At 29.9% G+C, this 21998-nt stretch carries 30 protein-coding genes; all 30 read right to left on the reverse strand.

Annotated elements, in window-relative coordinates; all coding sequences use genetic code 11:
• Positions 1-109: 109 nt before the first annotated feature.
• The gene (locus tag Q73A0000_RS05620) at positions 110-508 is read right to left on the reverse strand and encodes a hypothetical protein (protein ID WP_193813089.1); all 399 of its coding nucleotides are present in this window, start codon (positions 506-508) and stop codon (positions 110-112) included.
• Positions 509-558: 50 nt separating this feature from the next.
• A complete protein-coding gene (locus Q73A0000_RS16945; RefSeq protein ID WP_244140796.1) occupies positions 559-1071 on the reverse strand; it encodes a transposase in 513 nt (170 codons plus the stop codon).
• Positions 1072-1076: 5 nt separating this feature from the next.
• Positions 1077-1370 (reverse strand): hypothetical protein, encoded by a 294-nt coding sequence (locus tag Q73A0000_RS16950; protein ID WP_244140816.1) that lies wholly within the window; start codon positions 1368-1370, stop codon positions 1077-1079.
• On the reverse strand, positions 1346-1909 hold the full coding sequence (locus Q73A0000_RS16955; protein WP_244140817.1) for an IS110 family transposase: 564 nt from the start codon (positions 1907-1909) through the stop codon (positions 1346-1348). Before Q73A0000_RS16955 ends, Q73A0000_RS16950 begins: the two co-directional genes overlap by 25 nt.
• Before the next feature lie 378 nt (positions 1910-2287).
• Positions 2288-2923, reverse strand: coding sequence for a hypothetical protein (locus Q73A0000_RS05630; protein WP_193813090.1), 636 nt, complete (start codon positions 2921-2923; stop codon positions 2288-2290).
• Between the two features lie 252 nt (positions 2924-3175).
• Positions 3176-3454 carry a hypothetical protein gene (locus Q73A0000_RS05635; RefSeq protein ID WP_193813091.1) on the reverse strand — a complete coding sequence of 93 codons (279 nt, stop codon included), beginning with the start codon at positions 3452-3454 and terminating at the stop codon, positions 3176-3178.
• 166 nt (positions 3455-3620) lie between these two features.
• The gene (locus Q73A0000_RS05640; protein ID WP_193813092.1) at positions 3621-4097 is read right to left on the reverse strand and encodes an SRPBCC family protein; all 477 of its coding nucleotides are present in this window, start codon (positions 4095-4097) and stop codon (positions 3621-3623) included.
• Positions 4098-4099: 2 nt separating this feature from the next.
• Positions 4100-4339, reverse strand: a complete 240-nt coding sequence (locus Q73A0000_RS05645; protein WP_193813093.1) for a hypothetical protein — start codon at positions 4337-4339, stop codon at positions 4100-4102.
• Positions 4340-4502: 163 nt separating this feature from the next.
• Positions 4503-5078, reverse strand: coding sequence for a hypothetical protein (locus tag Q73A0000_RS05650; protein WP_193813094.1), 576 nt, complete (start codon positions 5076-5078; stop codon positions 4503-4505).
• Positions 5079-5245: 167 nt separating this feature from the next.
• Positions 5246-6043: a tetratricopeptide repeat protein gene (locus Q73A0000_RS05655; RefSeq protein WP_193813095.1), complete on the reverse strand. Its 798-nt coding sequence runs from the start codon at positions 6041-6043 to the stop codon at positions 5246-5248.
• A 161-nt stretch (positions 6044-6204) separates the two neighbouring features.
• Positions 6205-6585: a hypothetical protein gene (locus Q73A0000_RS05660; RefSeq protein ID WP_193813096.1), complete on the reverse strand. Its 381-nt coding sequence runs from the start codon at positions 6583-6585 to the stop codon at positions 6205-6207.
• 267 nt (positions 6586-6852) lie between these two features.
• Positions 6853-7212, reverse strand: a complete 360-nt coding sequence (locus Q73A0000_RS05665; RefSeq protein ID WP_193813097.1) for a hypothetical protein — start codon at positions 7210-7212, stop codon at positions 6853-6855.
• Positions 7213-7216: 4 nt separating this feature from the next.
• Positions 7217-7474, reverse strand: coding sequence for a hypothetical protein (locus Q73A0000_RS05670; RefSeq protein WP_193813098.1), 258 nt, complete (start codon positions 7472-7474; stop codon positions 7217-7219).
• Positions 7475-7649: 175 nt separating this feature from the next.
• Positions 7650-8018 carry a hypothetical protein gene (locus Q73A0000_RS05675; RefSeq protein WP_193813099.1) on the reverse strand — a complete coding sequence of 123 codons (369 nt, stop codon included), beginning with the start codon at positions 8016-8018 and terminating at the stop codon, positions 7650-7652.
• Positions 8019-8206: 188 nt separating this feature from the next.
• The gene (locus tag Q73A0000_RS05680; protein ID WP_193813100.1) at positions 8207-8683 is read right to left on the reverse strand and encodes a DUF695 domain-containing protein; all 477 of its coding nucleotides are present in this window, start codon (positions 8681-8683) and stop codon (positions 8207-8209) included.
• Between the two features lie 213 nt (positions 8684-8896).
• Positions 8897-9547 carry a tetratricopeptide repeat protein gene (locus Q73A0000_RS05685; RefSeq protein ID WP_193813101.1) on the reverse strand — a complete coding sequence of 217 codons (651 nt, stop codon included), beginning with the start codon at positions 9545-9547 and terminating at the stop codon, positions 8897-8899.
• Positions 9548-9725: 178 nt separating this feature from the next.
• Positions 9726-10274: a hypothetical protein gene (locus tag Q73A0000_RS05690; RefSeq protein ID WP_193813102.1), complete on the reverse strand. Its 549-nt coding sequence runs from the start codon at positions 10272-10274 to the stop codon at positions 9726-9728.
• A gap of 2342 nt (positions 10275-12616) precedes the next feature.
• A complete protein-coding gene (locus tag Q73A0000_RS05695) occupies positions 12617-13072 on the reverse strand; it encodes a hypothetical protein (RefSeq protein ID WP_244140818.1) in 456 nt (151 codons plus the stop codon).
• A 475-nt stretch (positions 13073-13547) separates the two neighbouring features.
• Positions 13548-14492 carry a hypothetical protein gene (locus tag Q73A0000_RS05700; RefSeq protein ID WP_193813103.1) on the reverse strand — a complete coding sequence of 315 codons (945 nt, stop codon included), beginning with the start codon at positions 14490-14492 and terminating at the stop codon, positions 13548-13550.
• On the reverse strand, positions 14492-14698 hold the full coding sequence (locus Q73A0000_RS05705) for a hypothetical protein (RefSeq protein WP_193813104.1): 207 nt from the start codon (positions 14696-14698) through the stop codon (positions 14492-14494). Before Q73A0000_RS05705 ends, Q73A0000_RS05700 begins: the two co-directional genes overlap by 1 nt.
• A gap of 56 nt (positions 14699-14754) precedes the next feature.
• Positions 14755-14925, reverse strand: a complete 171-nt coding sequence (locus Q73A0000_RS05710; RefSeq protein WP_193813105.1) for a hypothetical protein — start codon at positions 14923-14925, stop codon at positions 14755-14757.
• Between the two features lie 96 nt (positions 14926-15021).
• Positions 15022-15768: a hypothetical protein gene (locus tag Q73A0000_RS05715; protein ID WP_193813106.1), complete on the reverse strand. Its 747-nt coding sequence runs from the start codon at positions 15766-15768 to the stop codon at positions 15022-15024.
• 141 nt (positions 15769-15909) lie between these two features.
• Positions 15910-16389, reverse strand: a complete 480-nt coding sequence (locus tag Q73A0000_RS05720; RefSeq protein WP_244140819.1) for a hypothetical protein — start codon at positions 16387-16389, stop codon at positions 15910-15912.
• A gap of 714 nt (positions 16390-17103) precedes the next feature.
• Positions 17104-17616 carry a transposase gene (locus Q73A0000_RS16960; RefSeq protein ID WP_244140796.1) on the reverse strand — a complete coding sequence of 171 codons (513 nt, stop codon included), beginning with the start codon at positions 17614-17616 and terminating at the stop codon, positions 17104-17106.
• A gap of 5 nt (positions 17617-17621) precedes the next feature.
• A complete protein-coding gene (locus tag Q73A0000_RS16965) occupies positions 17622-17915 on the reverse strand; it encodes a hypothetical protein (protein WP_244140816.1) in 294 nt (97 codons plus the stop codon).
• Positions 17891-18457: an IS110 family transposase gene (locus Q73A0000_RS16970; protein ID WP_244140814.1), complete on the reverse strand. Its 567-nt coding sequence runs from the start codon at positions 18455-18457 to the stop codon at positions 17891-17893. Before Q73A0000_RS16970 ends, Q73A0000_RS16965 begins: the two co-directional genes overlap by 25 nt.
• Before the next feature lie 394 nt (positions 18458-18851).
• Positions 18852-19685 (reverse strand): GLPGLI family protein, encoded by an 834-nt coding sequence (locus Q73A0000_RS05730; RefSeq protein WP_193813107.1) that lies wholly within the window; start codon positions 19683-19685, stop codon positions 18852-18854.
• 180 nt (positions 19686-19865) lie between these two features.
• Positions 19866-20357, reverse strand: a complete 492-nt coding sequence (locus tag Q73A0000_RS05735) for a T9SS type A sorting domain-containing protein (RefSeq protein ID WP_193813108.1) — start codon at positions 20355-20357, stop codon at positions 19866-19868.
• A complete protein-coding gene (locus Q73A0000_RS05740; RefSeq protein WP_193813110.1) occupies positions 20348-21091 on the reverse strand; it encodes a WD40/YVTN/BNR-like repeat-containing protein in 744 nt (247 codons plus the stop codon). The genes Q73A0000_RS05735 and Q73A0000_RS05740 overlap by 10 nt, the downstream gene beginning before the upstream one ends.
• Before the next feature lie 165 nt (positions 21092-21256).
• A complete protein-coding gene (locus Q73A0000_RS05745) occupies positions 21257-21895 on the reverse strand; it encodes a hypothetical protein (RefSeq protein ID WP_193813111.1) in 639 nt (212 codons plus the stop codon).
• Between the last annotated feature and the right edge of the window lie 103 nt (positions 21896-21998).

Genomic DNA, 21998 nt, shown 5'->3' on the forward strand with positions numbered 1-21998 from the left:
TTTTATAACAAGTCTTTGTAAATATAACAAATTGAACGATTAGCAAAAATCTTGATGATAGGAACTTCCGCCCCGCTAATAGAAATACCGTGTTGTAGGCAGTTTATTTTTATTCTGAATATAGTATTTCAGGTTTAGAAGTTGTAATTACACTTACGCAATCGTTAATGCCACTTAACAAATACTCTTTTCTTAATTTATTTTCGTGTAAACCTTCAACAAATTCAGTTCTCAATTTTTCCATATCAAACCAACCGCCTTCTTCCACTTCCCACATCCAACCAGAAACTCTTATTTCTGGATTCCAATATTCTAATAAGTTTCCTTCATCTAAAACTCTAAATCCTATTACGTTTTTAAATACGACGTAAATCACATTATCACTTTTAAAAAATTTCAAAGTAATTCTCAAAGTCCATAAATCATAATCAATATTAAGTATTTCAGAACTTTCGTCGGAATACGGAAGTGAATCAAATGGCTTTAATTTAAGATTGAAATCTTTCATTTTTGTTCTGGTTTTAAATTCTGACTAACGTTTTTCTTTTTTGCTCACAATCAATTAGTTGCGAAATTAATTTCTTCATTAGTCAAACCAAATTTAGTAATTTGTTTTTGAATCCTTTTTACTAAGCCTAGTTTTCTTTTTTCATCCAAAAATAAGTAGCCTTCCGGATTGACATAAGCTTGATTTTTAACGACCATATTCCAAATGATGATTGCTAATTTCCTTGCAGTTGCTGAGATTGCAGATACTCGACCTTTTCTAAAATTGATTCGCTTGAAAAAATCCGATAATGGTGTTGAGTCTTTTAGATTACCAATCGCATTTGCTGCATTTCTTAAAGCGATTTTTAAACGGTTACTTCCTTTTGGGATCCTATTAGAAAGTATTTTACCACCACTTATTTTATTGTTTGGGGTCAGTCTCAACCAGCTTGCAAAGTGTTTTGCAGTCGGGAACTTCTTGATACCCTCTAATCCAACTTCACTCATTATTGAAAGTACGGTTGAATAGGAAACTCCTTCTATTGCCAGTAAATCTACACCTTCAAAATATTGATAGGCCATTAAATTTAAGTCGATATTTTTAGGAGTGTTTTATTAATTTTTGTGTTTTTAGGTTCAATGTGATGCTGTCTTTTATTGTCGTCTTTTCCGATTGTTGAGTTTAAGATTTTCTCAATTTCTACATCGCATTGTACAATTTTACTTTGCAAGACTTCATACATCTCAAGCTCTTGATTGAGGGCAAATAAATAATCTTCTCTACCATTAGTATGAAGTGCTTTTGAAATTTCTTCTTCTGTTTTTCTGCAATTACCGTGTCTTAATTCGGCTAATTTTAAAGGATCTTTTCTCCGTTGCAAATCGCATGAATGATGAGTAATCCAGTTAAACCACAGATGTCATTAACAACAACATCTAATCGAAGGTTTAATAACCGTAAATATTTTGCATTTTTTGAAGTGCTTGCTGCAGAATCTAATAAATTTGCACGATGACGACAGTAGGTTCTGAGCTTCTCTGTAATTTCATCTGGAAGGAAACTACCTGTTAAAAGGCCTATACTGTGTAGTTTTTGAATCCATTGACAATCTTGAACATCTGTTTTTCTGCCTTTAATATTCTTAGTGAATTTGCCATTACACAAAATCACTTGGAATCCATCAGCCAATAAAATAGCATAAAGTGCTTGCCAATAAGTTCCTGTACTTTCCATTGCAACGGTTTGAATGTCTTTTTCTTTGAGCCAATTTGAGAGATTTTTTAAGTCCTCATTAAAAACACCAAACTCTTTAATATCTTCCTCTTTTTGGCCAACCGCAACCCAGTGAGATCGGCTACCAATATCAATTCCTGCAGCATTTGAATTGATAATTTCCATTGAAATTTTGTTCTCATTCATATTTTCAAAAATTAATGATTAAAAATACTCTAAGGAGATGTTCTTTAGGCAAAAAAAATATTCTGAACGGGGTTCTAATCAATTAGACCGCCACTGAAGTCATCACATACATCTCAACCAGGATTGCACCCGTGCTATTACGCAACAATTTTAAAATCGGCCTTGCAAAGAGCTTAATAAAATTAGAAAATATTTTCTATACGCACCAAACGTTAGCTTGAGAAGTCAATTCGGGGGTATAGGGGGGATTGCCTACAACGTTTGAGTATTTCTGTTGGCGGGGACTTTTTATAAATGGTCTTTGTAAATATAACAAATTGAACAATTAGCAAAAATCTTTATGATAGGAACTTCAGACCCGCTAATAGAAATACCGTGTTACCACGCGTTTTTTTCTATAGGTGTTGATTTATATTCTTTATTTCCACTTTCCAGAATTCTCCTTTCAAATAATTTTGGAAAGTATTTCATGATTATATTTGACTTTAACTTCGCATAAAGGCTAATGTTTTTGTCTAATTTCTTCCATAAATTTTTAGCCTCTTTTTCACTTAATATTTTTTCAACTCCGTTTTTAGTGTCAATTTTAATTAGCGGAAATTCAGGTTGATTTTCACCACAAAGAGTTATCTGTTTTTCTAATTTCAAACTAATGGATTTCATGAAATTTGAAATCTTATTAAATTCTAATTCCGTTTTAATTTCGGCTGGATTTATGTCGAACTCAATTTGGTTTTCGAGAAAGAAGTAGCACTTAATAATGATTCCGTTTAAATCAATTGTTGCAGATTTAATTTCCAATTCGCCAGTTTCGTCCGCGAACATTATTTTCACAACTTCAAAATCAATTTTGTCTGTCAAATTATCTCCCCAAACTCCAAAAGTCAATTTGTATTCAGAGTTTAATAAATCAACAACATTTTGCCAATCCGAAATCGTTGCGTTTTGGACATAAATATCTCGTAAGGCTCCATCCTTTTCAAAAATCCATTCTATGTTTTTCCAATTTCTCAATTTGCTCTAAAATGTGTGGTAACGGTTGGGTATTTCTGTTGGCGGGGACTTTTTATAACAAGTCTTGGTAAATATAACAAATTGAAATATTAGCAAAAACCTTTATGATATAAACTTCCGACCCGCTAATAGAAATACCTTGTTACCAGCAGTTTTTTTTGAAGTTAGATTCTTAATTGACAGTTAGAAAGAGAATTAGCATTTGAATCATTTTTCAATTCCATATTTCTAAAGTAATTCCATAGTTTATTTTTAGTGCGGTTTATTCCAGATTTCTAAAAACTCAACCTCTGTTATTTCGTTGTCAATAAATTCAGCAATTTCAAGTTGTTGATCTGCTAAACCTCCAAATTCATCTTCTAAATACTGTTCGTCATATTTCAGGATTTTGCCATTTCGGAAAAGTTGAATTTGCTTTATAACATTTAAGTTTTTATCTGTTTCGAAAAAATAAGTTGAATCACCCCAAGAATCGGTCAATTCTTCTCCGGTTGTTTCTTCCCAAAATTTTTTAAAATATCTACTATTCATATAAAAACGATTCTTTTTAAAATTGATGGTAACGGTTGGGTATTTCTGTTGGCGGGGACTTTTTATAACAAGTCTTTGTAAATATAACAAATTGAGCAATTAGCAAAAATCTTTATGATGGGAACTTCCGACCCGCTAATAGAAATACTTTGTTACCATACGTACATTATTCAGTTAAAAATTTTTTCCATTTTTCAGATTCCGCAAATTCCTTTACAATCCGATTCCGCTCTGTTAGTAATTCAGTCATATATCTTTTAAGAAACAACTCGTCTGCTAATTTTCCTAAAATTCCAAAAGGTGATTTGTAATCAAAAAAGTCAGTCATTAAAGTTCCTCCATTCAATTCCGCAAAATGATGTTCGTGTTTAAATTCTTTAAACGCTCCTTTTACCATTTCGTCAGCAAAGTATTTTGGTCGGTCAAACTCCGTAATTCTGGAAGTTAGATTTTGATAAATTCCAAAGTGTTTCGCTCTCCATGTAACGCTTTCATCCATTCCTATTAATCCGCTCGTTTTTCCCGCAATTGCTTTTTCATTTGTATGTTCGGTTGAAATTTTATGTAAATCGATACTTCTTGAAAGGTCGAAAACTATTCTCTTATCCGCTTTTATTTCAGTGCGAAGTTCAATTCGTGGCATATTTACATCATTTCTGTTTCAACACTCAAGCGACTTTCAATTCCCATATAATTTGAATGATTGTCTGTCATACAGTATATTTTACAACTTGGGTTTGCAACTTTAACTCCTAAAGTTTTATTAGTTGATAGAAGTTTTCCACTTAACTCAATTAGTCCGTCCAATCCAAAATAGTCACTTTCACTTGTAACTAATATTCTGCAGTAAAATTCGTCTTGTTTTAATACTTTAACTTGATTCATAGTTCTGGTTTTTTGTATGTATGGTAACGGTTGGGTATTTCTGTTGGCGGGGACTTTTTATAACAAGTCTTTGTAAATATAATAAATTGAACAATTAGCGAAAATCTTTATGATATAAACTTCCGACCCGCTAATAGAAATACCGTGTTAGCCACAGTCTTTATTATTCATAATTAATAATAACATCATAAATTTTTTGTTCAATTTTTTTAATCCTAAAATTGGAGTCATAATAGATGATCGTAGATTTAATTCTATTTGTATTATTGTCTTTTATGAACATTTTTGTTAGGTTTCCATTTTTTTTAAAAATAATACTATCATTATAAACTGGAAATTCATAAGGAGGTGGCGGTGTATCATCGGATGTTTTTAGGTTATATATTCTTTGGTATGAATCATTAGGATTGAGTGATAGATATAAATAAGAATTAGTATTTAAACTGTCTTTTTCATCTAAGTCGTAACCATTATAATATTTATTTTTTACTCTCAATAATTTTACTGCATTAATTTTATTTTGACTAATACTATTATTTAGATAAGCAATTTTAATATACCCTTTTTCGGAATAATCAATTTTGTACTGAGAATTTATATATTCTTCTTTAGTTCCAAAACGTAATAATTTTGATGGTACTTTTTTTAATTGCGATTTTAAGTTGTATATATCTTCATTTTTACTACAACAATTAAAACACAATATAAAGGAAACCAGACTGCATATACTAAATTTCATTTTAAAACGTACTTTTGGGAAGATTGTGGCTAACGTTCCGCGTATAGGCGATGGTGCGGCTTTAACGCGGAAACTTTCTTATTATAAATTAATCTTCGGGACATCTAAAATAGTTAAACTTGCGATTTCTCCGCACTATTGCCAATACGATGTTGTACGACGTTTTTTTAAGTGTCTTTGAATGCAAATTTCACTTTCTCAGGAAGTCCACTTTTATTTGTTATCTTTTCGTAATATTTTTTGGCTTTCTTTATCATTTTTTCATCGGAATTTTTAATTCCTATTTGTTTTAAACTCAATGCATAGCAACCGTTAAAAGTGTCATCTTTTTTAAATTTATTTTCGACTTTTTCAAAATATGGTATTGATTCCAAGTATTTTTCATTAAGAGTCAATAAAACAGCCTTTAGAGATTGACAATCTTTATTTTCAGAACTGTATTTTTTTTCTGCGATATTTATATTGTCAAGTCCATTCAAATAATCTTCAATAAATAAAGAAGTTAATCCAATCCCGTAAAATCCTTCAGGACTTTCTGGAAAATATTTTGTTATTTCTGTATATTTTTTTCTTGAAAGATTAAAATTTCCAATCAACATACTAGTTGTTGCAAGATTTTGTTTAAATTCTATTGATTTGTTTTGTGCAAGGCTATCTGCAACATAATACAAAGCAACTGCTTCTTTATTCATACCACTTAATCTTAAAGTATAACCTGCCCAAAAATATGCGTCACAGAATGTACTATCGATTTTTATGACTTCAGTAAAAATTTCTACAGCACTTCCAAGATATTGATTTTGCTGGATACATTTTATTCCAAGAGGAAATATTTTTTTAACTCTTTCGTTATCAGGTTTTTTGCAATAAGTTCGGTTCCCAGAAAAATAATCCGTTTGATTTTGTTGAGAATATAAATTCAAAAAACTGTAAAAAATTAATATTATAACTAAATTTTTTTTCATAAATGGTTTTATTTAAAATGTCGTACAACGTTTGGGTATTTCTGTTGGCGGGGACTTTTTATAACAAGTTTTTGTAAATATAACAAATTGAACAATTAGCGAAAGTCTTTATGATATAAACTTCCGACCCGCTAATAGAAATACCGTGTTAGCAGAAGTACTTACCAATTTATTATTTCATATTTCTCACAATATTCTTTTGTGGTTAAGTTTCTTAAAACTAGTTCATTATTGGTAAAAGTCACCTCATAGATTGTATTTCTTCTAGGATAATTCATTCCTAAAAGTTTTCTTTCTGTAGCAAGCCTTTCAATATAATATATTCCTTCCTTGACAAATAATTTTGCATTAGAATTTGTATTCAAGTAAAATTTTTGGCTTGAAAAAAATGTTATTTCTTCAGGATTTCCCAATTTCATAAAATGTTTGAAATCTGATTTATCCGCTGTGGATTCTACTCTAATGTTAAGATCATCACATTTAAAATACCCTATGAAAATATAATTTTTATTAAAATTGGATTCAATATACTTAAAATCCAAAGATTGTAATTTTTTAGTCGTTTTTATGGATTTCTTTTTTGTAGAACAATTGACAAGCGTTAAACTGCAAAATAAATAAATTAATAAAGTGGGAATTTTGTACATTGTGTGGAGAGTATTTCTGCTAACGGTTGGGTATTTATGCAGGCGGGATAAAAATACGAAAACTTTTTACTTGCTAAAAACTTAATTAATGGCTAAAATCTTCGATGAAAACTTCATACCCGCTTGTATAAATACCTTGTTAGGCAACGTTTTTTATTTTGTTCAATTCTTTAATTTATATTCAGCTAACCAACTTTGAAATCCCATTCCTTCTGTTCCATTTCCTTTAGCTGCTTTTTTAATTATTTTCAATGCTTTTTGTTCAGTTTTTTTGTCAACGTTCAATTTTTCGAGCATTTGAGCTGCAAGCCAAAGATTAGTTTTGTTCTCATCAACAGTAAGTAATTCCGCAAAGTTTAGAATTTCAGTTTCGTTATTATTTTCCGAAAGTAGATTCATAATTATATACATTCTTTTAACCGCAGAATTATTTCTTTTTACAGATTTTTTGTCAGAGTAATCTATTTCCGCACAAATTTTAGTCAGATTTAGATATTCCGATTTTAATTTGTCAATTTTCATTCCTCTAATCTATTTTTTTAATGAACTGGTCTTTTGCTCGTAAATAAATTCGTCCATCTGGTTTTTGGCAGACTTTTACATTTTCCGTTATAAACTTTGTTCCAATAGGGTTTGATTCTCTTTCGCTTTTACTACATTCAATTACCAAATTTGTCGGTAAATTTTGTCCATCTAAAGGTCTAACTCGAATTCTTCCAGTTTCGTTATCTTTAAAGCTCTCACATTTTATACTTTCGTAATAATTACCTACGATTAATTTCATTTTGTTCCGATTTTCGGTGGTCTGGTCAAATGTTGCCTAACGGTTTGCGGCTTTGCGATGGTGCGGATTAATATGACAAATCTTGCTATTATAAAATAAATTTCGAAATATGTAAAATCTTTAAACTTGCGAAAATCCCGCACTATTGCAAAACCGCTGTTATGTGGCGTTGTGATTACTTTCGCCAAGAATATTTTTTACTTCCTTTTAAATTTTCAAAATTGATTGTTTCAATCCAATCATATTTTCCATCTTTGTTTTGATACAAAATTAATTTGTCGGCTTTGATATTTTCGATAAATGAAGACAATTCCTCACAACAAGTTTCTAAATCGTCCAATTCATAACAAGAAATATGACTGTGAATGTCAGTTTTTCCATTTGGGTCTTCAATTCCGATAGTGATTTCACAATTATATGTAGCAATCCAAATTGAAAATATTCCTGATTCACTTTTTAAATCACAGTCAAAAGAACCATCATCTTGGAATTTTATTGTTTTAATAAACTCTGGATAATTTTCATTTAAAAATTCAAAAATCAATTTCGAAAATAATTTCTGTTCCATTTAGCGCGTGGTTTCTGACAATGTCACATAACGTTTGGGTATTTCTGTTGGCGGTGACTTTTTATAACAAGTCTTTGTAAATATAACAAATTGAACAATTAGCGAAAATCTTTATGATAGGAACTTCCGACCCGCTAATAGAAATACCGTGTTGTGCGTTCGCTTTATTTTTCAGCGAGTTCTTCGTAATCAGAATCATCAGCGCCGTCAATGACAGCATTATATTCAGACCATTTGGGATCTTCCTCTGATGAAAGTTCAATTGGAAGTATTTCAAAATCTGACAAAGCATCATTTATTCTTTTGCCAGTTTCTTCAACATTGCTGGAATACCAATGCCATTGCTTTTGATTATCTCCTAAATAAACAAAAGATAATATTGCCTGCAAATCATTCTCGAGAACGTCTACCAAAGAATTTTCAACTTTTTCCATTAATTCCATTTCTTTTTCGGTAGGCATTAATGAACTATCGTCAGAATCATAATTCCAAGTCAAAGTTATTCTCTCATTATATTTCTCAGTGCTAATAAACGCCTGAAGATTTGGTCTGAATCTTAATAGGAAAATTACTCCATCATTTGATCCTTCAGCAGATGTCCATGTTTCTTGGTCGGTAATTAATGACTCTAAATTTTTCATTTAAAATGTTATATTTTTCATAGATTAAAATTGATTTTTTGAAAACTTTGAATTATATATCTGTTTTTAAAGTGACGCACAACGTTTGGGTATTTCTGTTGGCGGGGACTTTTTATAAATGGTCTTTGTAAATATAACAAATTGAACAATTAGCGAAAATCTTGATGATATAAACTTCCGCCCCGCTAATAGAAATACCGTGTTAGCAGATGTTTATTTCTTTTTTGTAAGTTTTCTTACTTCTGGATTTACAAATTTAGAATCAATTTCATCTGTTTTTTTAATATATTTAATCAGACTGTCTTTTTGTTTTAAATATGCATATGTATTTGCTATTTCTCCTAAAACTCTTCCATTTCTAGGCTCAATTTTCATTGCTTTTTTAAGATTTTCAAGTCGTAAGTTTAAAAATTTAGCATCTTTTGTTTTATAAAATAATTGTCCATAACTAACTGATATAGATTCGTAAACTTCAGGTTTATTTGGGTCAATTTGTATGGATTTTTTTAAGAATTTTAGTGATTCTTCAAATTTATTTGACCTTCCCAATAAATTTCCAAATCCCCAATAAATTTGTGAATTAGTATTGTCTAAAAGCCACGCTTGATTAAATCTTTTCATAGATGTTTCGTTGTCATTGTCATAAAAATATTCCCAACCTTTTGAAACATAATATTCTGATGCTTTTTTACTATCTCCAAATTTTTTTTCTGATTCTAAAATAAAATTTTTATCAGAGTCAATTTGTTGTTTACATTTTTTTACTTCTCCATACATTGGCAATAAATTAATTCCTTGTGGACAATCTTCTTGACCTTTACAACTAAATTGACAAATAATAATTAAAAATAATATTTTTTTCATGCGATGATTTTCTTTTAGTACAGGTTTTTATAAATGTCTGCTAACGGTTGGGTATTTCTGTTGGCGGGGACTTTTTATAACAAGTCTTGGTAAATATAACAAATTGAACAACTAGCGAAAATCTTTATGATAGGAACTTCCGACCCGCTAATAGAAATACCGTGTTAGCAGAAGTTTTTTATAATTCTTCTGTAAGTTCATTTAGAATTTTCAAGTTTGCATTATTATTAGTTTTACTTTTTGCAATATTCAAAATATTAGACAAATAATTTTTATTAAATTTACTAATTACCTGATCAAAATTTAAGTTTTTAAATTTACCATTTGAGTCAAATATTAGAACATTCGTGTGAAAGGCATTAAATTCTGATACTTCAGACTTTTGATTCATCATAACTTTTGACCTATTTTTAATGTCAGTAATTTCAATTTCTGTTAATTTTGCACTAAAAGGAGATATATAATTTTGATTATCGTATTCTGCACTTTCTTTTTTATAATTTTCAAATCCAATTTCGGAACTAAATGTTTCCATAGTTGGAGGAGGATATGGAGTAGGACCGTAATTTTTTGTATTATAAAAATAAATTCTTTTTTCATTCAAATCTGTAACGATTTCAATCTGATATTTGTTGTCGTAATAAGCAACCTTGACAAGTTTAATATCTTGTTTGTTATCAAAACAAGATATTAAAAATAGTATTAAAACAAATTGTAAATATTTCACGATTTTTTTAAATTTCTGCTAACGTTTGGGTATTTCTGCAGGCGGGATAAAAATACGAAAACTTTCTATTAGCAAGAAACTTACTTAATCGCAAAAATCTTCGATTAAAAACTTCTTTCCCGCTTGCAGAAATACCGTGTTAGCAATTGCGCCTATTTCCAATCTCTAAACAGTTTTCTTTGAATTTTCCATCCATTATTTTATGGTTAAAACTCTAATTTTTTTTAATTATTCATTCAGTTTTGCGCAATAACTTTACAGTTTTCTGGTCTGTCTACTTGCAAAAATATTTATTTTCAGTTCAAATTTTATTCACAAAGTTGGTGCGCAAAGTTTGGTTCAATATTTTATTCCGGCGCAATCTCTTGTCTAAAATAGAACAAATCTGGCTTGAACAGTTAGTAATAAAAGTCGTTGATAATTTTGTCTAATTCACGCTTTTGGAATGTTTGGTGGATTTTTCAGAATCAATAATAGAAACAGAATTTAGACCTTTTGCGCAAAGAAAATTTGGTCTGAATTCAGTTTCTTTAAAGTTCAAATTTTGATAATTTCAGAACCGCTTATTTGATGCAAAATTTTCTATGGCGTTGTTGCTAACGTTTGGGTATTTCTGCAGGCGGGATAAAAATACGAAAACTTTCTATTAGCAAGAAACTTACTTAATCGCAAAAATTTTCGATTAAAAACTTCCTTCCCGCTTGCAGAAATACCATGTTAGCAACTGCGCCTATTTCCAATCTCTAAACAGTTTTTTTTTGAATTTTCCATCCATTATTTTATGGTTAAAACTCTAATTTTTTTTTAATTATTCAAACAGTTTTCCGCAATAATTTTACAGTTTTTTTTAGTCTGTCTATTTGCGAAAATATTTATTTTTAGTTCCGTCTTTATTTACAAAGTTGGTGCACAAAGTTTGGTTCAATATTTTATTCCGGCGCAATCTCTTGTCTAAAATAGAACAAATTTGGCTTGAACAGTTAGTAATAAAAGTCGTTGATAATTTTGTCTAATTCAGCGCTTTTGGAATATTTGGTAGATTTTTCAGAATCAATAATAGAAACAGAATTTAGACCTTTTGCGCAAAGAAAATTTGGTCTGAATTCAGTTTCTTTAAAGTTCGAATTTTGATAATTTCAGAACCGCTTATTTGATGCGAAATTTTCTATGGCGTTGTTGCTAACGTTTGGGTATTTCTGCAGGCGGGATAAAAATACGAAAACTTTCTATTAGCAAGAAACTTACTTAATCGCAAAAATCTTCGATTAAAAACTTCTTTCCCGCTTGCAGAAATACCGTGTTAGCAATTGCGCCTATTTCCAATCTCTAAACAGTTTTCTTTGAATTTTCCATCCATTATTTTATGGTTAAAACTCTAATTTTTTTTAATTATTCATTCAGTTTTGCGCAATAACTTTACAGTTTTCTGGTCTGTCTACTTGCAAAAATATTTATTTTCAGTTCAAATTTTATTCACAAAGTTGGTGCGCAAAGTTTGGTTCAATATTTTATTCCGGCGCAATCTCTTGTCTAAAATAGAACAAATCTGGCTTGAACAGTTAGTAATAAAAGTCGTTGATAATTTTGTCTAATTCACGCTTTTGGAATGTTTGGTGGATTTTTCAGAATCAATAATAGAAACAGAATTTAGACCTTTTGCGCAAAGAAAATTTGGTCTGAATTCAGTTTCTTTAAAGTTCAAATTTTGATAATTTCAGAACCGCTTATTTGATGCAAAATTTTCTATGGCGTTGTTGCTAACGTCCGGGTATTTCTGCAGGCGGGGCTTAATATAACCACCTTTTCTATTTACGAATGTAGTGAAAACATCTAAAATCTTCAACTAAAAACTTATTCCCCGCTTGTAGAAATATTGTGTTATGGTTAGTATTTCTTCTCCAATAAGTTTTTTGTTAGGCTGAAATTTTTAGTCAGTTCAATAATTTTTTAGAAAGAGTAGTAGTTTCCATTATTCAATATGATCATGATTAATATTTTAAGTCAGTTTCGCAATTCAAGATAAAGTTTTGAAGTGTAGTTTTTTCCACTATTCACTGTAAATTTCCATTCTTTAAATTTCCAACCGTAATTATTTTCCTTTTTGTCAAAAGTGTAATTCAGCATATTTTAAGAATTTTGAATAAAAATCAAGTTTTAAAACTCAAAAAAAAATTTCTAAAAAAGCGGCCTTGAAATATTAACCATAACGGTTGGGTATTTCTGTTGGCGGGGACTTTTTAAAACAGGTCTTTGTAAATATAACATATTGAACAATTAGCGAAAATTTTGATGATAGGAACTTCCGCCCCGCTAATAGAAATACCGTGTTGCCCGCAGTATTTTTATTTAACTAATAATTTTTCTGGAACTTGGTAACTCGCAGCATATATTAAATTCTTTTTGTCCTTTTTAAATTCTGTAAATGCTTTTCTATACCATTTTGGGTCAGTTGCTTCCATATTGAAATCCTCAAATACTTTAACTCCATAAAAATCTTCGTCCAACCATGGTTCAATTCCCATAATTCCAATTCCAAGTTTTTCAACGCGGTCAAGTACGATTTCAAAATCAGATTCTGAGAAATAATATATTGATTCCGAGTCGAATCCTGAGTTCAGGTTTTTAAGTCCGGTAAACACGTTAATTTTTAAAAACTCCATTTTTTTCATTTGGTCTTTTTCTTCGTAATTTCCTAATCCCGATTCAACTTTCTCAAAAGTTTTCTGTTCAGTTTTCTGTTTAAGGTCACAACTCAACATCAAAATTGCGATTGTTAAAATTTGAGACAGTTTTTTCATATTGCGGGCAACGGTTGGGTATTTCTGTTGGCGGGGACTTTTTATAACAAGTCTTTGTAAATATAATAAATTGAACAATTAGCGAAAATCTTTATGATATAAACTTCCGACCCGCTAATAGAAATACCGTGTTAGCGGTAGTTTTATTTAAAATATTGTTTTTTTCAAGTTCCGCTCTGGTTAAACTTATGATTTTTTAACTGTCGTAATTGTAAATATAGAATTGTGTTTTTCAGTTTTTTCTTTAATAATATTTCGAACACTTATAGTTAAAATATTTTCATTTATTTTTAGATTTTTTTCGCTTCCGTTTACATTATTGTGTAGTTGCTTTATGGATGTACTAATTTAGCGTCCAGTTTTATGCTTAACTCTAACTGGACGCTAAATTAGTACATCCAGAGTTTGATCCCTAGATCTGCTAAATCTATATTCGTCATCATTAATACTGTGGTATATATGATAGAATTACATATTAATCTTGGATAGTTTTAAATCCATTTACATTTATCAATTTACCTGATTTACCACTTATAACCAAACCAATTCCATATTCCACAGTCCAAATAGGTTGTCTTTTTTCGCTAAAGAGTTTTTCAAATTCTATGTTTTTTTTATTATTTTTAATATCCTTTTGGAATGTAATCAATAATTCATCTAAATATTTTAAAGCCACATCAATATCTTCATTCGTAACAATATAGCCAGACCCAATATCTTTTCCTTTAAGATTTTTGACTTTATCTTGTTGAATTTGAATCGCTTGCAAAAACAATTGTGGTAAAATTTTCAATAATTTTTCATCAGTAACAGTAAATTCTTTGTCCCAATCAGTATATCTGCTTTTTTCTCCATCATAAAATAAACTTTCCCCGACAAAAACATTGCTCATTAAAGTATCTTGTGTATAATATGAACATTTTCTAGGATTTCCGGAATACATTTCCGTTCTTTTGTATCTCCCATCAGGTGAAATTTCTATACTTATATCTTCGTTTCCGTAAAAATGGACTGTTTCTAAACGCTTGTCATTTTTAAAAATTTCAAGGTAGTATAATACTTTTGCTGAGGTAGATGGAGAGTTTCCATATATTTTGAAATTATTATATTTTAAAAAGTATTGGTATCTATATCTTTGCTCCATATTATTAAATTCAATCTTATTGATGTTTTTTATGCCTTCAGAAATAGCAATACTGTCTAATTTATCCTTAAGAAAAAAAGAGTTGTAAGAATTTCTGTATATTACTAATGAAGAATCTGAACGTAATTGTTTCAAATAAAGTTTTTTTATATTAATATATTCCTTATAATTTTCATCAGAACAACTTTTTCCAAAAATATTTTTAATCGATTTATACTCTTGACTATATGACAAAATATGAATAAAGAGAAAAGATATTATCAATAGTTTTTTCATTACTCTTTAATTAGCTTTGTATTACCATAATCTATATTCCATATTTTCTTCATTTTCCACTTCCAGATCAGTTTCCGTAATTTGTCTTCGCCATAAGGTTTAAATTGGAAATAATCCATCACATTATCTGTAGGAAATGGTGAGGGATTAGGAATAATTGATCCCAAGACTAACCAAGCTATTTGAAACGTATATTCGCTACTCACATCTAAATTTTCTAGCTGGTTCGTAGTTTTTTTATAATATTTTCCAATGTTAATATTTATTTCTCGGTGTTCAAATGCTGATCTTCATCACTCTTTCTGAAAAAGACTCTACTTTCTTGCGCGCCACTATTGTCATCAAAACTAGGATGAGCAACTTTATAGTAGGGAGGTGACAATTCAGGATCAACATTTCTAGTGTTTTTTCTTGCAAATTCTAATAACCCCACATCTATAACTCCAATTACGACATTGTTTCCTGTTACATTTTGCGGTAGTTGGATTAATCTTTTGTGTCAGTTTCTCATTATGCTATGTTTTCAGTTTTATTCATCATCCTTTATTTCAATCCACTTTTTATTAACGTATTGGTATTTTTTTTCAACACGATATTGTTTTAATAACGCACCATCACCATACGCATATTCTACATTTACAATATTTCCTAATTCATTAGTAAAAGAAAGGAATAATTGATTATAATTCTCTTCCTCATTATCTAAAACCAATTTTTCTTGTTTCTCATATGCGAAATAGTGAAATTTTTCTTGATGACTACGTGAATCTTTAAAAATTCCTTCTTTTTGTTTTCTAGTATGTTCTATAAAGTGATTTAAACCAATGACGAAAAATGTATTTGTTTTGTCATAAATAAAACTAGTAGCAATCTTTGGGATTAGATTTTTTTTATACTTTTTCACGATAAACTCGATATTTTTTTTGTTCCAGAATATCGTGTCATTATAATTAGGGTTTTTCGATTTTTGGTCAAATTCACAAGTTTTCATTGGATGATAATCCATTGGATTAAATTCTCTTTTTATTGAAGTAATATAAAAAATCAGATTAGCCTTCTTTAAACTATCCCATTGTATATCATTAATAATTTTTTCTGTTAGTTTTTTATAATTCACATGTCTTGCTTCCTTCCTTAATTTTAAATACAAAATAGAATCATCTTTATAAGCAATGCTACAAATAGAATCATAATGTTTTTGTGATCTTTGCCCAAAACCAAGCACAAATAGGAAAACGGGAATAAGTTTTATTACTTTATGGTGCCAATTTCTCATTTTTAAGATTATAATAGTATTCATATTTATCTAAGATTCCGAGTCCAATTCCAAAATTATCTATTACAGGATATAACAAATTGAACAATTAGCGAAAATCTTTATGATATAAACTGCTGACCCGCTAATATAAATACCGTCTTAGCGGAAGTTTTTTAGTAATGTCTTTCTTTTTTGGAAAATAGTTATCGAATTTTTGTCTTCAAATATTAATTTGTCTCCTTCTATTTTTCCTTTTGAAATTTCCTTTGTATAATATTTGGTGTAATCTCCTCTGAGTGGATAAAATTTTTCCAAATAAATTTTGTAATCTACTATTTTATATTTACCACCGTAATAAACAGAATTTTTATCTCTATTTTTATCATGATACCCGTAGTATAATAAAGATTCTCTTTTGAAAAATCCATCATTATGGAATATAATTATTCTGGGATTTTTCATTTCACTTTCATTGTAATACTGTCCTTCAAAAATTTGCATATAGTATGCGATAGTATCAATTTTTTTAGAGTTTTCATTAGAAAGCCTTTCATTAAAAGTGTATTTTGCTTTTTCGTTTAGAATTGGTTCTCCAAATTTATCTTTTTCAATTTTGTATAGATAACTACAACTAGACAAAAAAATTAGAAAACAAGAAATTAAAATTTTTTATATACTTTCATATTGATTTTTCAAGCGAGGTTTCTTAAAATTACCGCTAACGATTGGGTATTTCTGTTGGCGGGGACTTTTTATAACAAGTCTTTGTAAATATAACAAATTGATCCATTAGCGAAAATCTTTATGATAGGAACTTCCGACCCGCTAATAGAAATACCGTGTTACAGGCAGTGCTTTTTTCTTCGATTTTTCAGTGTTAAAATTATGCTCATTATCGCATTCGTCGGTAAAGTAAAAAAAACGCAAGCAAACATGGCTTTTAACGGCCATCCAATCCCCATTTGCGAATTTCTTATTTCTTTTAGTTTCGCAAGATTCTCTAAATTAACATTTTTGTAATATTCAAATTCATTCATTCCGTTTTCATAAAAGCCAAACTTTTGCAAAAGAAAATTGCTAGAAAATTCGGTATAATAATAGGTTACAGCAATTGTAAGGATGATGGACAGTACTAAACTTATAATGAATGTGCTTAATATATTCAAGAACTTGTTATGGATTACGAACGTAAGTTTTTGGAAAACAAAAATGGGGCTCATAATAATTAGAAAAAAAATTATTATGGCTGGAATTCCTAGTAATATTTCCCAAGATGTTATGTTCATTGATTTGGTTTTTAGGGCCGCCTTTCTTTATAGCATTCTGACTAACGTTTTTCTTTTTTGCTCACAATCAATTAGTTGCGAAATTAATTTCTTCATTAGTCAAACCAAATTTAGTAATTTGTTTTTGAATCCTTTTTACTAAGCCTAGTTTTCTTTTTTCATCCAAAAATAAGTAGCCTTCCGGATTGACATAAGCTTGATTTTTAACGACCATATTCCAAATGATGATTGCTAATTTCCTTGCAGTTGCTGAGATTGCAGATACTCGACCTTTTCTAAAATTGATTCGCTTGAAAAAATCCGATAATGGTGTTGAGTCTTTTAGATTACCAATCGCATTTGCTGCATTTCTTAAAGCGATTTTTAAACGGTTACTTCCTTTTGGGATCCTATTAGAAAGTATTTTACCACCACTTATTTTATTGTTTGGGGTCAGTCTCAACCAGCTTGCAAAGTGTTTTGCAGTCGGGAACTTCTTGATACCCTCTAATCCAACTTCACTCATTATTGAAAGTACGGTTGAATAGGAAACTCCTTCTATTGCCAGTAAATCTACACCTTCAAAATATTGATAGGCCATTAAATTTAAGTCGATATTTTTAGGAGTGTTTTATTAATTTTTGTGTTTTTAGGTTCAATGTGATGCTGTCTTTTATTGTCGTCTTTTCCGATTGTTGAGTTTAAGATTTTCTCAATTTCTACATCGCATTGTACAATTTTACTTTGCAAGACTTCATACATCTCAAGCTCTTGATTGAGGGCAAATAAATAATCTTCTCTACCATTAGTATGAAGTGCTTTTGAAATTTCTTCTTCTGTTTTTCTGCAATTACCGTGTCTTAATTCGGCTAATTTTAAAGGATCTTTTCTCCGTTGCAAATCGCATGAATGATGAGTAATCCAGTTAAACCACAGATGTCATTAACAACAACATCTAATCGAAGGTTTAATAACCGTAAATATTTTTGCATTTTTTTTGAAGTGCTTGCTGCAGAATCTAATAAATTTGCACGATGACGACAGTAGGTTCTGAGCTTCTCTGTAATTTCATCTGGAAGGAAACTACCTGTTAAAAGGCCTATACTGTGTAGTTTTTGAATCCATTGACAATCTTGAACATCTGTTTTTCTGCCTTTAATATTCTTAGTGAATTTGCCATTACACAAAATCACTTGGAATCCATCAGCCAATAAAATAGCATAAAGTGCTTGCCAATAAGTTCCTGTACTTTCCATTGCAACGGTTTGAATGTCTTTTTCTTTGAGCCAATTTGAGAGATTTTTTAAGTCCTCATTAAAAACACCAAACTCTTTAATATCTTCCTCTTTTTGGCCAACCGCAACCCAGTGAGATCGGCTACCAATATCAATTCCTGCAGCATTTGAATTGATAATTTCCATTGAAATTTTGTTCTCATTCATATTTTCAAAAATTAATGATTAAAAATACTCTAAGGAGATGTTCTTTAGGCAAAAAAAATATTCTGAACGGGGTTCTAATCAATTAGACCGCCACTGAAGTCATCACATACATCTCAACCAGGATTGCACCCGTGCTATTACGCAACAATTTTAAAATCGGCCTTGCAAAGAGCTTAATAAAATTAGAAAATATTTTCTATACGCACCAAACGTTAGCTTGAGAAGTCAATTCGGGGGTATAGGGGGGATTGCCTGTAACGTTTTGCGTATTGGCGATGGGCGGGCTTTGTAGCGAAAAACTTCAATCGAAGAAATAATCTTCAAATTAGCAAAAATTTTCTTGCGAAGACGAAACTCCGCCTATTGCCAATACGCTGTTATCTGTAGTTGTTTTTTATTTGGCAGAATAATTTAATGCTTTTTCAATTTCAATTGGATAATTATTTTCGCGTATATTTTTTTGTCTTATTTCCGCTAATTCTTTAAACTGACTTACATTTTTAATGATAACTCCATTAATATTAAACTCTGTATTAGTATTACTGTTTTTTGAAAACCTTTCTCTTGTGTCGTGATAAGGATCATTATACAGATTCATTAACATTCTATTGATATTTTCTTCTGTTGTTTTAATAGGCTTTTGTCCATAAAAACTTTCTAAAAATGGCGTTTTATAAGTGGGTTTTAATTTGAAACTTTTAACAAGAGTAAATTCAAAATGGTTTTTATCGTCATATACTTGGAAAATTAATCCAGGTAATCCACGAAATTTATAAGGTCCCTCCGCAATATTAATTTCTTTAGCAAACCAAGCCGTCCAATTTCTTCCTCCAAATTTTGTAGTTGCCTTTTGTAAGATGTAGTTTTCAAATTTTTTGGTTTCGTTTTCTAATTTCCAATCTATATTGTCGTTAGTTTCATAAACAAAAACATCATCAATTAGAGTATAATTACTATTAAGGTTTGAGTTTTTTTTCCTTACAATTACAGGAGTGGAAGAATCCCAAAGTTGACTATTTTGTCCTTTAGTGATATTTGTTGAATCAATCGTTACATAATGGTAATTATAAAATTTAGTGTCTTCAGTATTTATATCTAAAGTCATATTTTCCTTTTTCAATTCAGTTTGATTAGGATTTTGCAAATACTTAAATTCATAAATGAAACGATGAGTCTGGGAATATAAAATAGTACTAATAAGTAAAAAAAGTGAAATCAATATTTTCATATCTAGTGTTTTTTTAGCGTTTTTTTTTCTACAATTACAGATAACGGTTGCGTATTGGCGATGGTGCGGCTTTAATGCAGAAACTATCTTATTATAAAATAATTTTCGGAACATCTAAAATAGTTAAACTTGCGATTGCTCCGCACTATTGCCAATACGATGTTGTACGATGTGTTTTTTCTAATTAATTATGATTTTTTTATTAAATGTTTTTTGGTCAGATTTTATCGAAAGAATATAATTTCCCTTTGCGAATTCTGATGTATTAATCTTAATATTTTGTTTATTTAAAAATTCCTTAGAGTACAAAATTTTTCCGCTTATATCAGTTAAGATGATATTAACATTTTCTTTAATAGTTTTTTTGAAATTAATATTAATTTCTGTGGTTGCTGGATTAGGATAAATTTGAATTTCTAAATGATCAATTTCTTTCGTTGACATAGTTTGATTTATACCATTTCCATTTCTCCAAATAATGCCTTGATTATTATTGCGTCCCACTGCAAATCCCAGTGTTTCGTTCGCAAAATGAATTGATTGAAAATCAAGCGCTGGATTAGAGTCGTAGAGAATTTGCTCTGTGAAAGATTCATTGCCGTTCGAAGAAATTTTTATAAAGCCTCTACTTGAAGTATCCCAATCAAGCATTGATAGATAAACTATCCCCATACTGTATTTTCATTAACAACAAAAATGTCACGTAAAGAGTAATTGTTATCTCCATGATTATTTAACTTTTCAAAATTTAGACCCCCATTAGTTGTTTTATAAAGCCCTCCCAAATAATAAAAACCAATGTTTTCATTTAAAAAATGAAATGGGGCAACTCCAGATATAGTTTGCCAGGAATTGCCCCCATTCATAGTTTTAAAAAATTGGGGATTTTGCCAATTACTTTGTTGCCAGAGATATTCACCCGCAAATCCAACATTACCGTTTACGAATTGAGCTCTGTCAGAATACGTCTCACTAAATAATACCCAATTTTCCCCACCATCTGTACTTTTCAGATTGGAGGTGAAAATTATATTTTCATCAACACATGATAAATCCGAAAAATAAGGACCACTAAATCCAGTTTGTTTGGCTGTCCATGTCTCTCCTCCATCTGTAGTTTTTAAGATATTTCCACTACCACTAATTATATATCCAATATTTGCAGTAGGAAATTTCACTTTCGTTAAATTTGAATCTGTGCCTGAAAGCTTTTTCGTCCATGTATCGCCACCGTCGGTCGATTTTAAAATCGTGCCCTCTGAACCAACTGCGATAATCACAGTGGGGGAAATGCAGAATATATCGTAAAAGGAATTTATATTTACACCAAGATTGAGTGGTTCCCATTGTGCAAAAGAGAAATTATAAAAAACAAATAAAAATAAATAAGTAAAAATTCTTTTCATAATTTGTTGGATTTTAGTTTTTAAGGCAGTTTTTATACATATCGTACAACGGTTGGGTATTTATGCAGGCGGGATAAAAATACGAAAACTTTATAATTGCTAAAATCTTAATTAATCGCTAAAATCTTCGAGGAAAACTTCAGACCCGCTTGTATAAATACCGTGTTAGCAGATGGCCTTTTCCGCTATTTTGATACATTTATCAAAGGAATTAAGAATGTCGTGAAGTTTTATTAATAAATCTTTCGTGTCAATTTCTAAATTTGCAATTTCACTCACATCAAATTTTTCTTTATCATTGAATCTTGGCCAAAAAATGAAATTATAAAAATAGTCCCAAAGTCCTTTTATTAATTCGTTGTCTGCATAAATTTGTAGATAATTGTTTCGTTCATCTTGATTTATAAAGTCACCATATAAATTTATAAAATTTGCAAAATCTTCAACTGTATTTATATCTAAAGAACCTTTTTTAATATTATTTGATACCGAAATAAGATTATAAGTGCAATCTGCAATTAAATCTACTTTCGTTAAACTGTCTAACCAAAGTTTAAAGTTTTCGGATATGGTTAGACTATCAATTTGTGATAGCAATGTTGAATATAAATTTACTAGAGATTCAGCAGCAAGAATTTTTCCGCTTCTATATGTCAACAGTCGGTCAGTACTTGCTTTGTCTGTATCAGTGTACCAAACTAAAAATAACGGATATTCAAAATTCGGTGAACAATATTTTATTATCCAGTAAGAATAATCTTCATTTTGTTCGTTCGATATTGTTTTGTTATTCGTTGTCGTCATAGGCTTTCTGCTAACGGTTGGGTATTTCTGTTGGCGGGGACTTTTTATAAATAGTCTTTGTAAATATAACAAATTGAACAATTAGCGAAAATATTTAAGATAT

Source organism: Kaistella flava (ex Peng et al. 2021) (assembly GCF_015191005.1).
Lineage (GTDB): Bacteria > Bacteroidota > Bacteroidia > Flavobacteriales > Weeksellaceae > Kaistella > Kaistella flava.

Bases quoted from the DNA above. Each gene is read 5' to 3' on its own strand.
- Q73A0000_RS05680 (WP_193813100.1), bottom strand. From the start codon at position 8,683: ATGAAAAATTTAGAGTCATTAATTACCGACCAAGAAACATGGACATCT.
- Q73A0000_RS05635 (WP_193813091.1), bottom strand. From the start codon at position 3,454: ATGAATAGTAGATATTTTAAAAAATTTTGGGAAGAAACAACCGGAGAA.
- Q73A0000_RS05730 (WP_193813107.1), bottom strand. From the start codon at position 19,685: ATGAAAATATTGATTTCACTTTTTTTACTTATTAGTACTATTTTATAT.
- Q73A0000_RS05620 (WP_193813089.1), bottom strand. From the start codon at position 508: ATGAAAGATTTCAATCTTAAATTAAAGCCATTTGATTCACTTCCGTAT.
- Q73A0000_RS16960 (WP_244140796.1), bottom strand. From the start codon at position 17,616: ATGGCCTATCAATATTTTGAAGGTGTAGATTTACTGGCAATAGAAGGA.
- Q73A0000_RS05745 (WP_193813111.1), bottom strand. From the start codon at position 21,895: ATGACGACAACGAATAACAAAACAATATCGAACGAACAAAATGAAGAT.
- Q73A0000_RS05700 (WP_193813103.1), bottom strand. From the start codon at position 14,492: ATGAAAAAACTATTGATAATATCTTTTCTCTTTATTCATATTTTGTCA.
- Q73A0000_RS05650 (WP_193813094.1), bottom strand. From the start codon at position 5,078: ATGAAATTTAGTATATGCAGTCTGGTTTCCTTTATATTGTGTTTTAAT.
- Q73A0000_RS05715 (WP_193813106.1), bottom strand. From the start codon at position 15,768: ATGAGAAATTGGCACCATAAAGTAATAAAACTTATTCCCGTTTTCCTA.
- Q73A0000_RS16955 (WP_244140817.1), bottom strand. From the start codon at position 1,909: ATGAATGAGAACAAAATTTCAATGGAAATTATCAATTCAAATGCTGCA.
- Q73A0000_RS16970 (WP_244140814.1), bottom strand. From the start codon at position 18,457: ATGAATGAGAACAAAATTTCAATGGAAATTATCAATTCAAATGCTGCA.
- Q73A0000_RS05685 (WP_193813101.1), bottom strand. From the start codon at position 9,547: ATGAAAAAAATATTATTTTTAATTATTATTTGTCAATTTAGTTGTAAA.
- Q73A0000_RS05655 (WP_193813095.1), bottom strand. From the start codon at position 6,043: ATGAAAAAAAATTTAGTTATAATATTAATTTTTTACAGTTTTTTGAAT.
- Q73A0000_RS05640 (WP_193813092.1), bottom strand. From the start codon at position 4,097: ATGCCACGAATTGAACTTCGCACTGAAATAAAAGCGGATAAGAGAATA.
- Q73A0000_RS05735 (WP_193813108.1), bottom strand. From the start codon at position 20,357: ATGGGGATAGTTTATCTATCAATGCTTGATTGGGATACTTCAAGTAGA.
- Q73A0000_RS05670 (WP_193813098.1), bottom strand. From the start codon at position 7,474: ATGAAATTAATCGTAGGTAATTATTACGAAAGTATAAAATGTGAGAGC.
- Q73A0000_RS16945 (WP_244140796.1), bottom strand. From the start codon at position 1,071: ATGGCCTATCAATATTTTGAAGGTGTAGATTTACTGGCAATAGAAGGA.
- Q73A0000_RS05665 (WP_193813097.1), bottom strand. From the start codon at position 7,212: ATGAAAATTGACAAATTAAAATCGGAATATCTAAATCTGACTAAAATT.
- Q73A0000_RS05740 (WP_193813110.1), bottom strand. From the start codon at position 21,091: ATGAAAAGAATTTTTACTTATTTATTTTTATTTGTTTTTTATAATTTC.
- Q73A0000_RS05645 (WP_193813093.1), bottom strand. From the start codon at position 4,339: ATGAATCAAGTTAAAGTATTAAAACAAGACGAATTTTACTGCAGAATA.
- Q73A0000_RS05695 (WP_244140818.1), bottom strand. From the start codon at position 13,072: ATGAAAAAACTGTCTCAAATTTTAACAATCGCAATTTTGATGTTGAGT.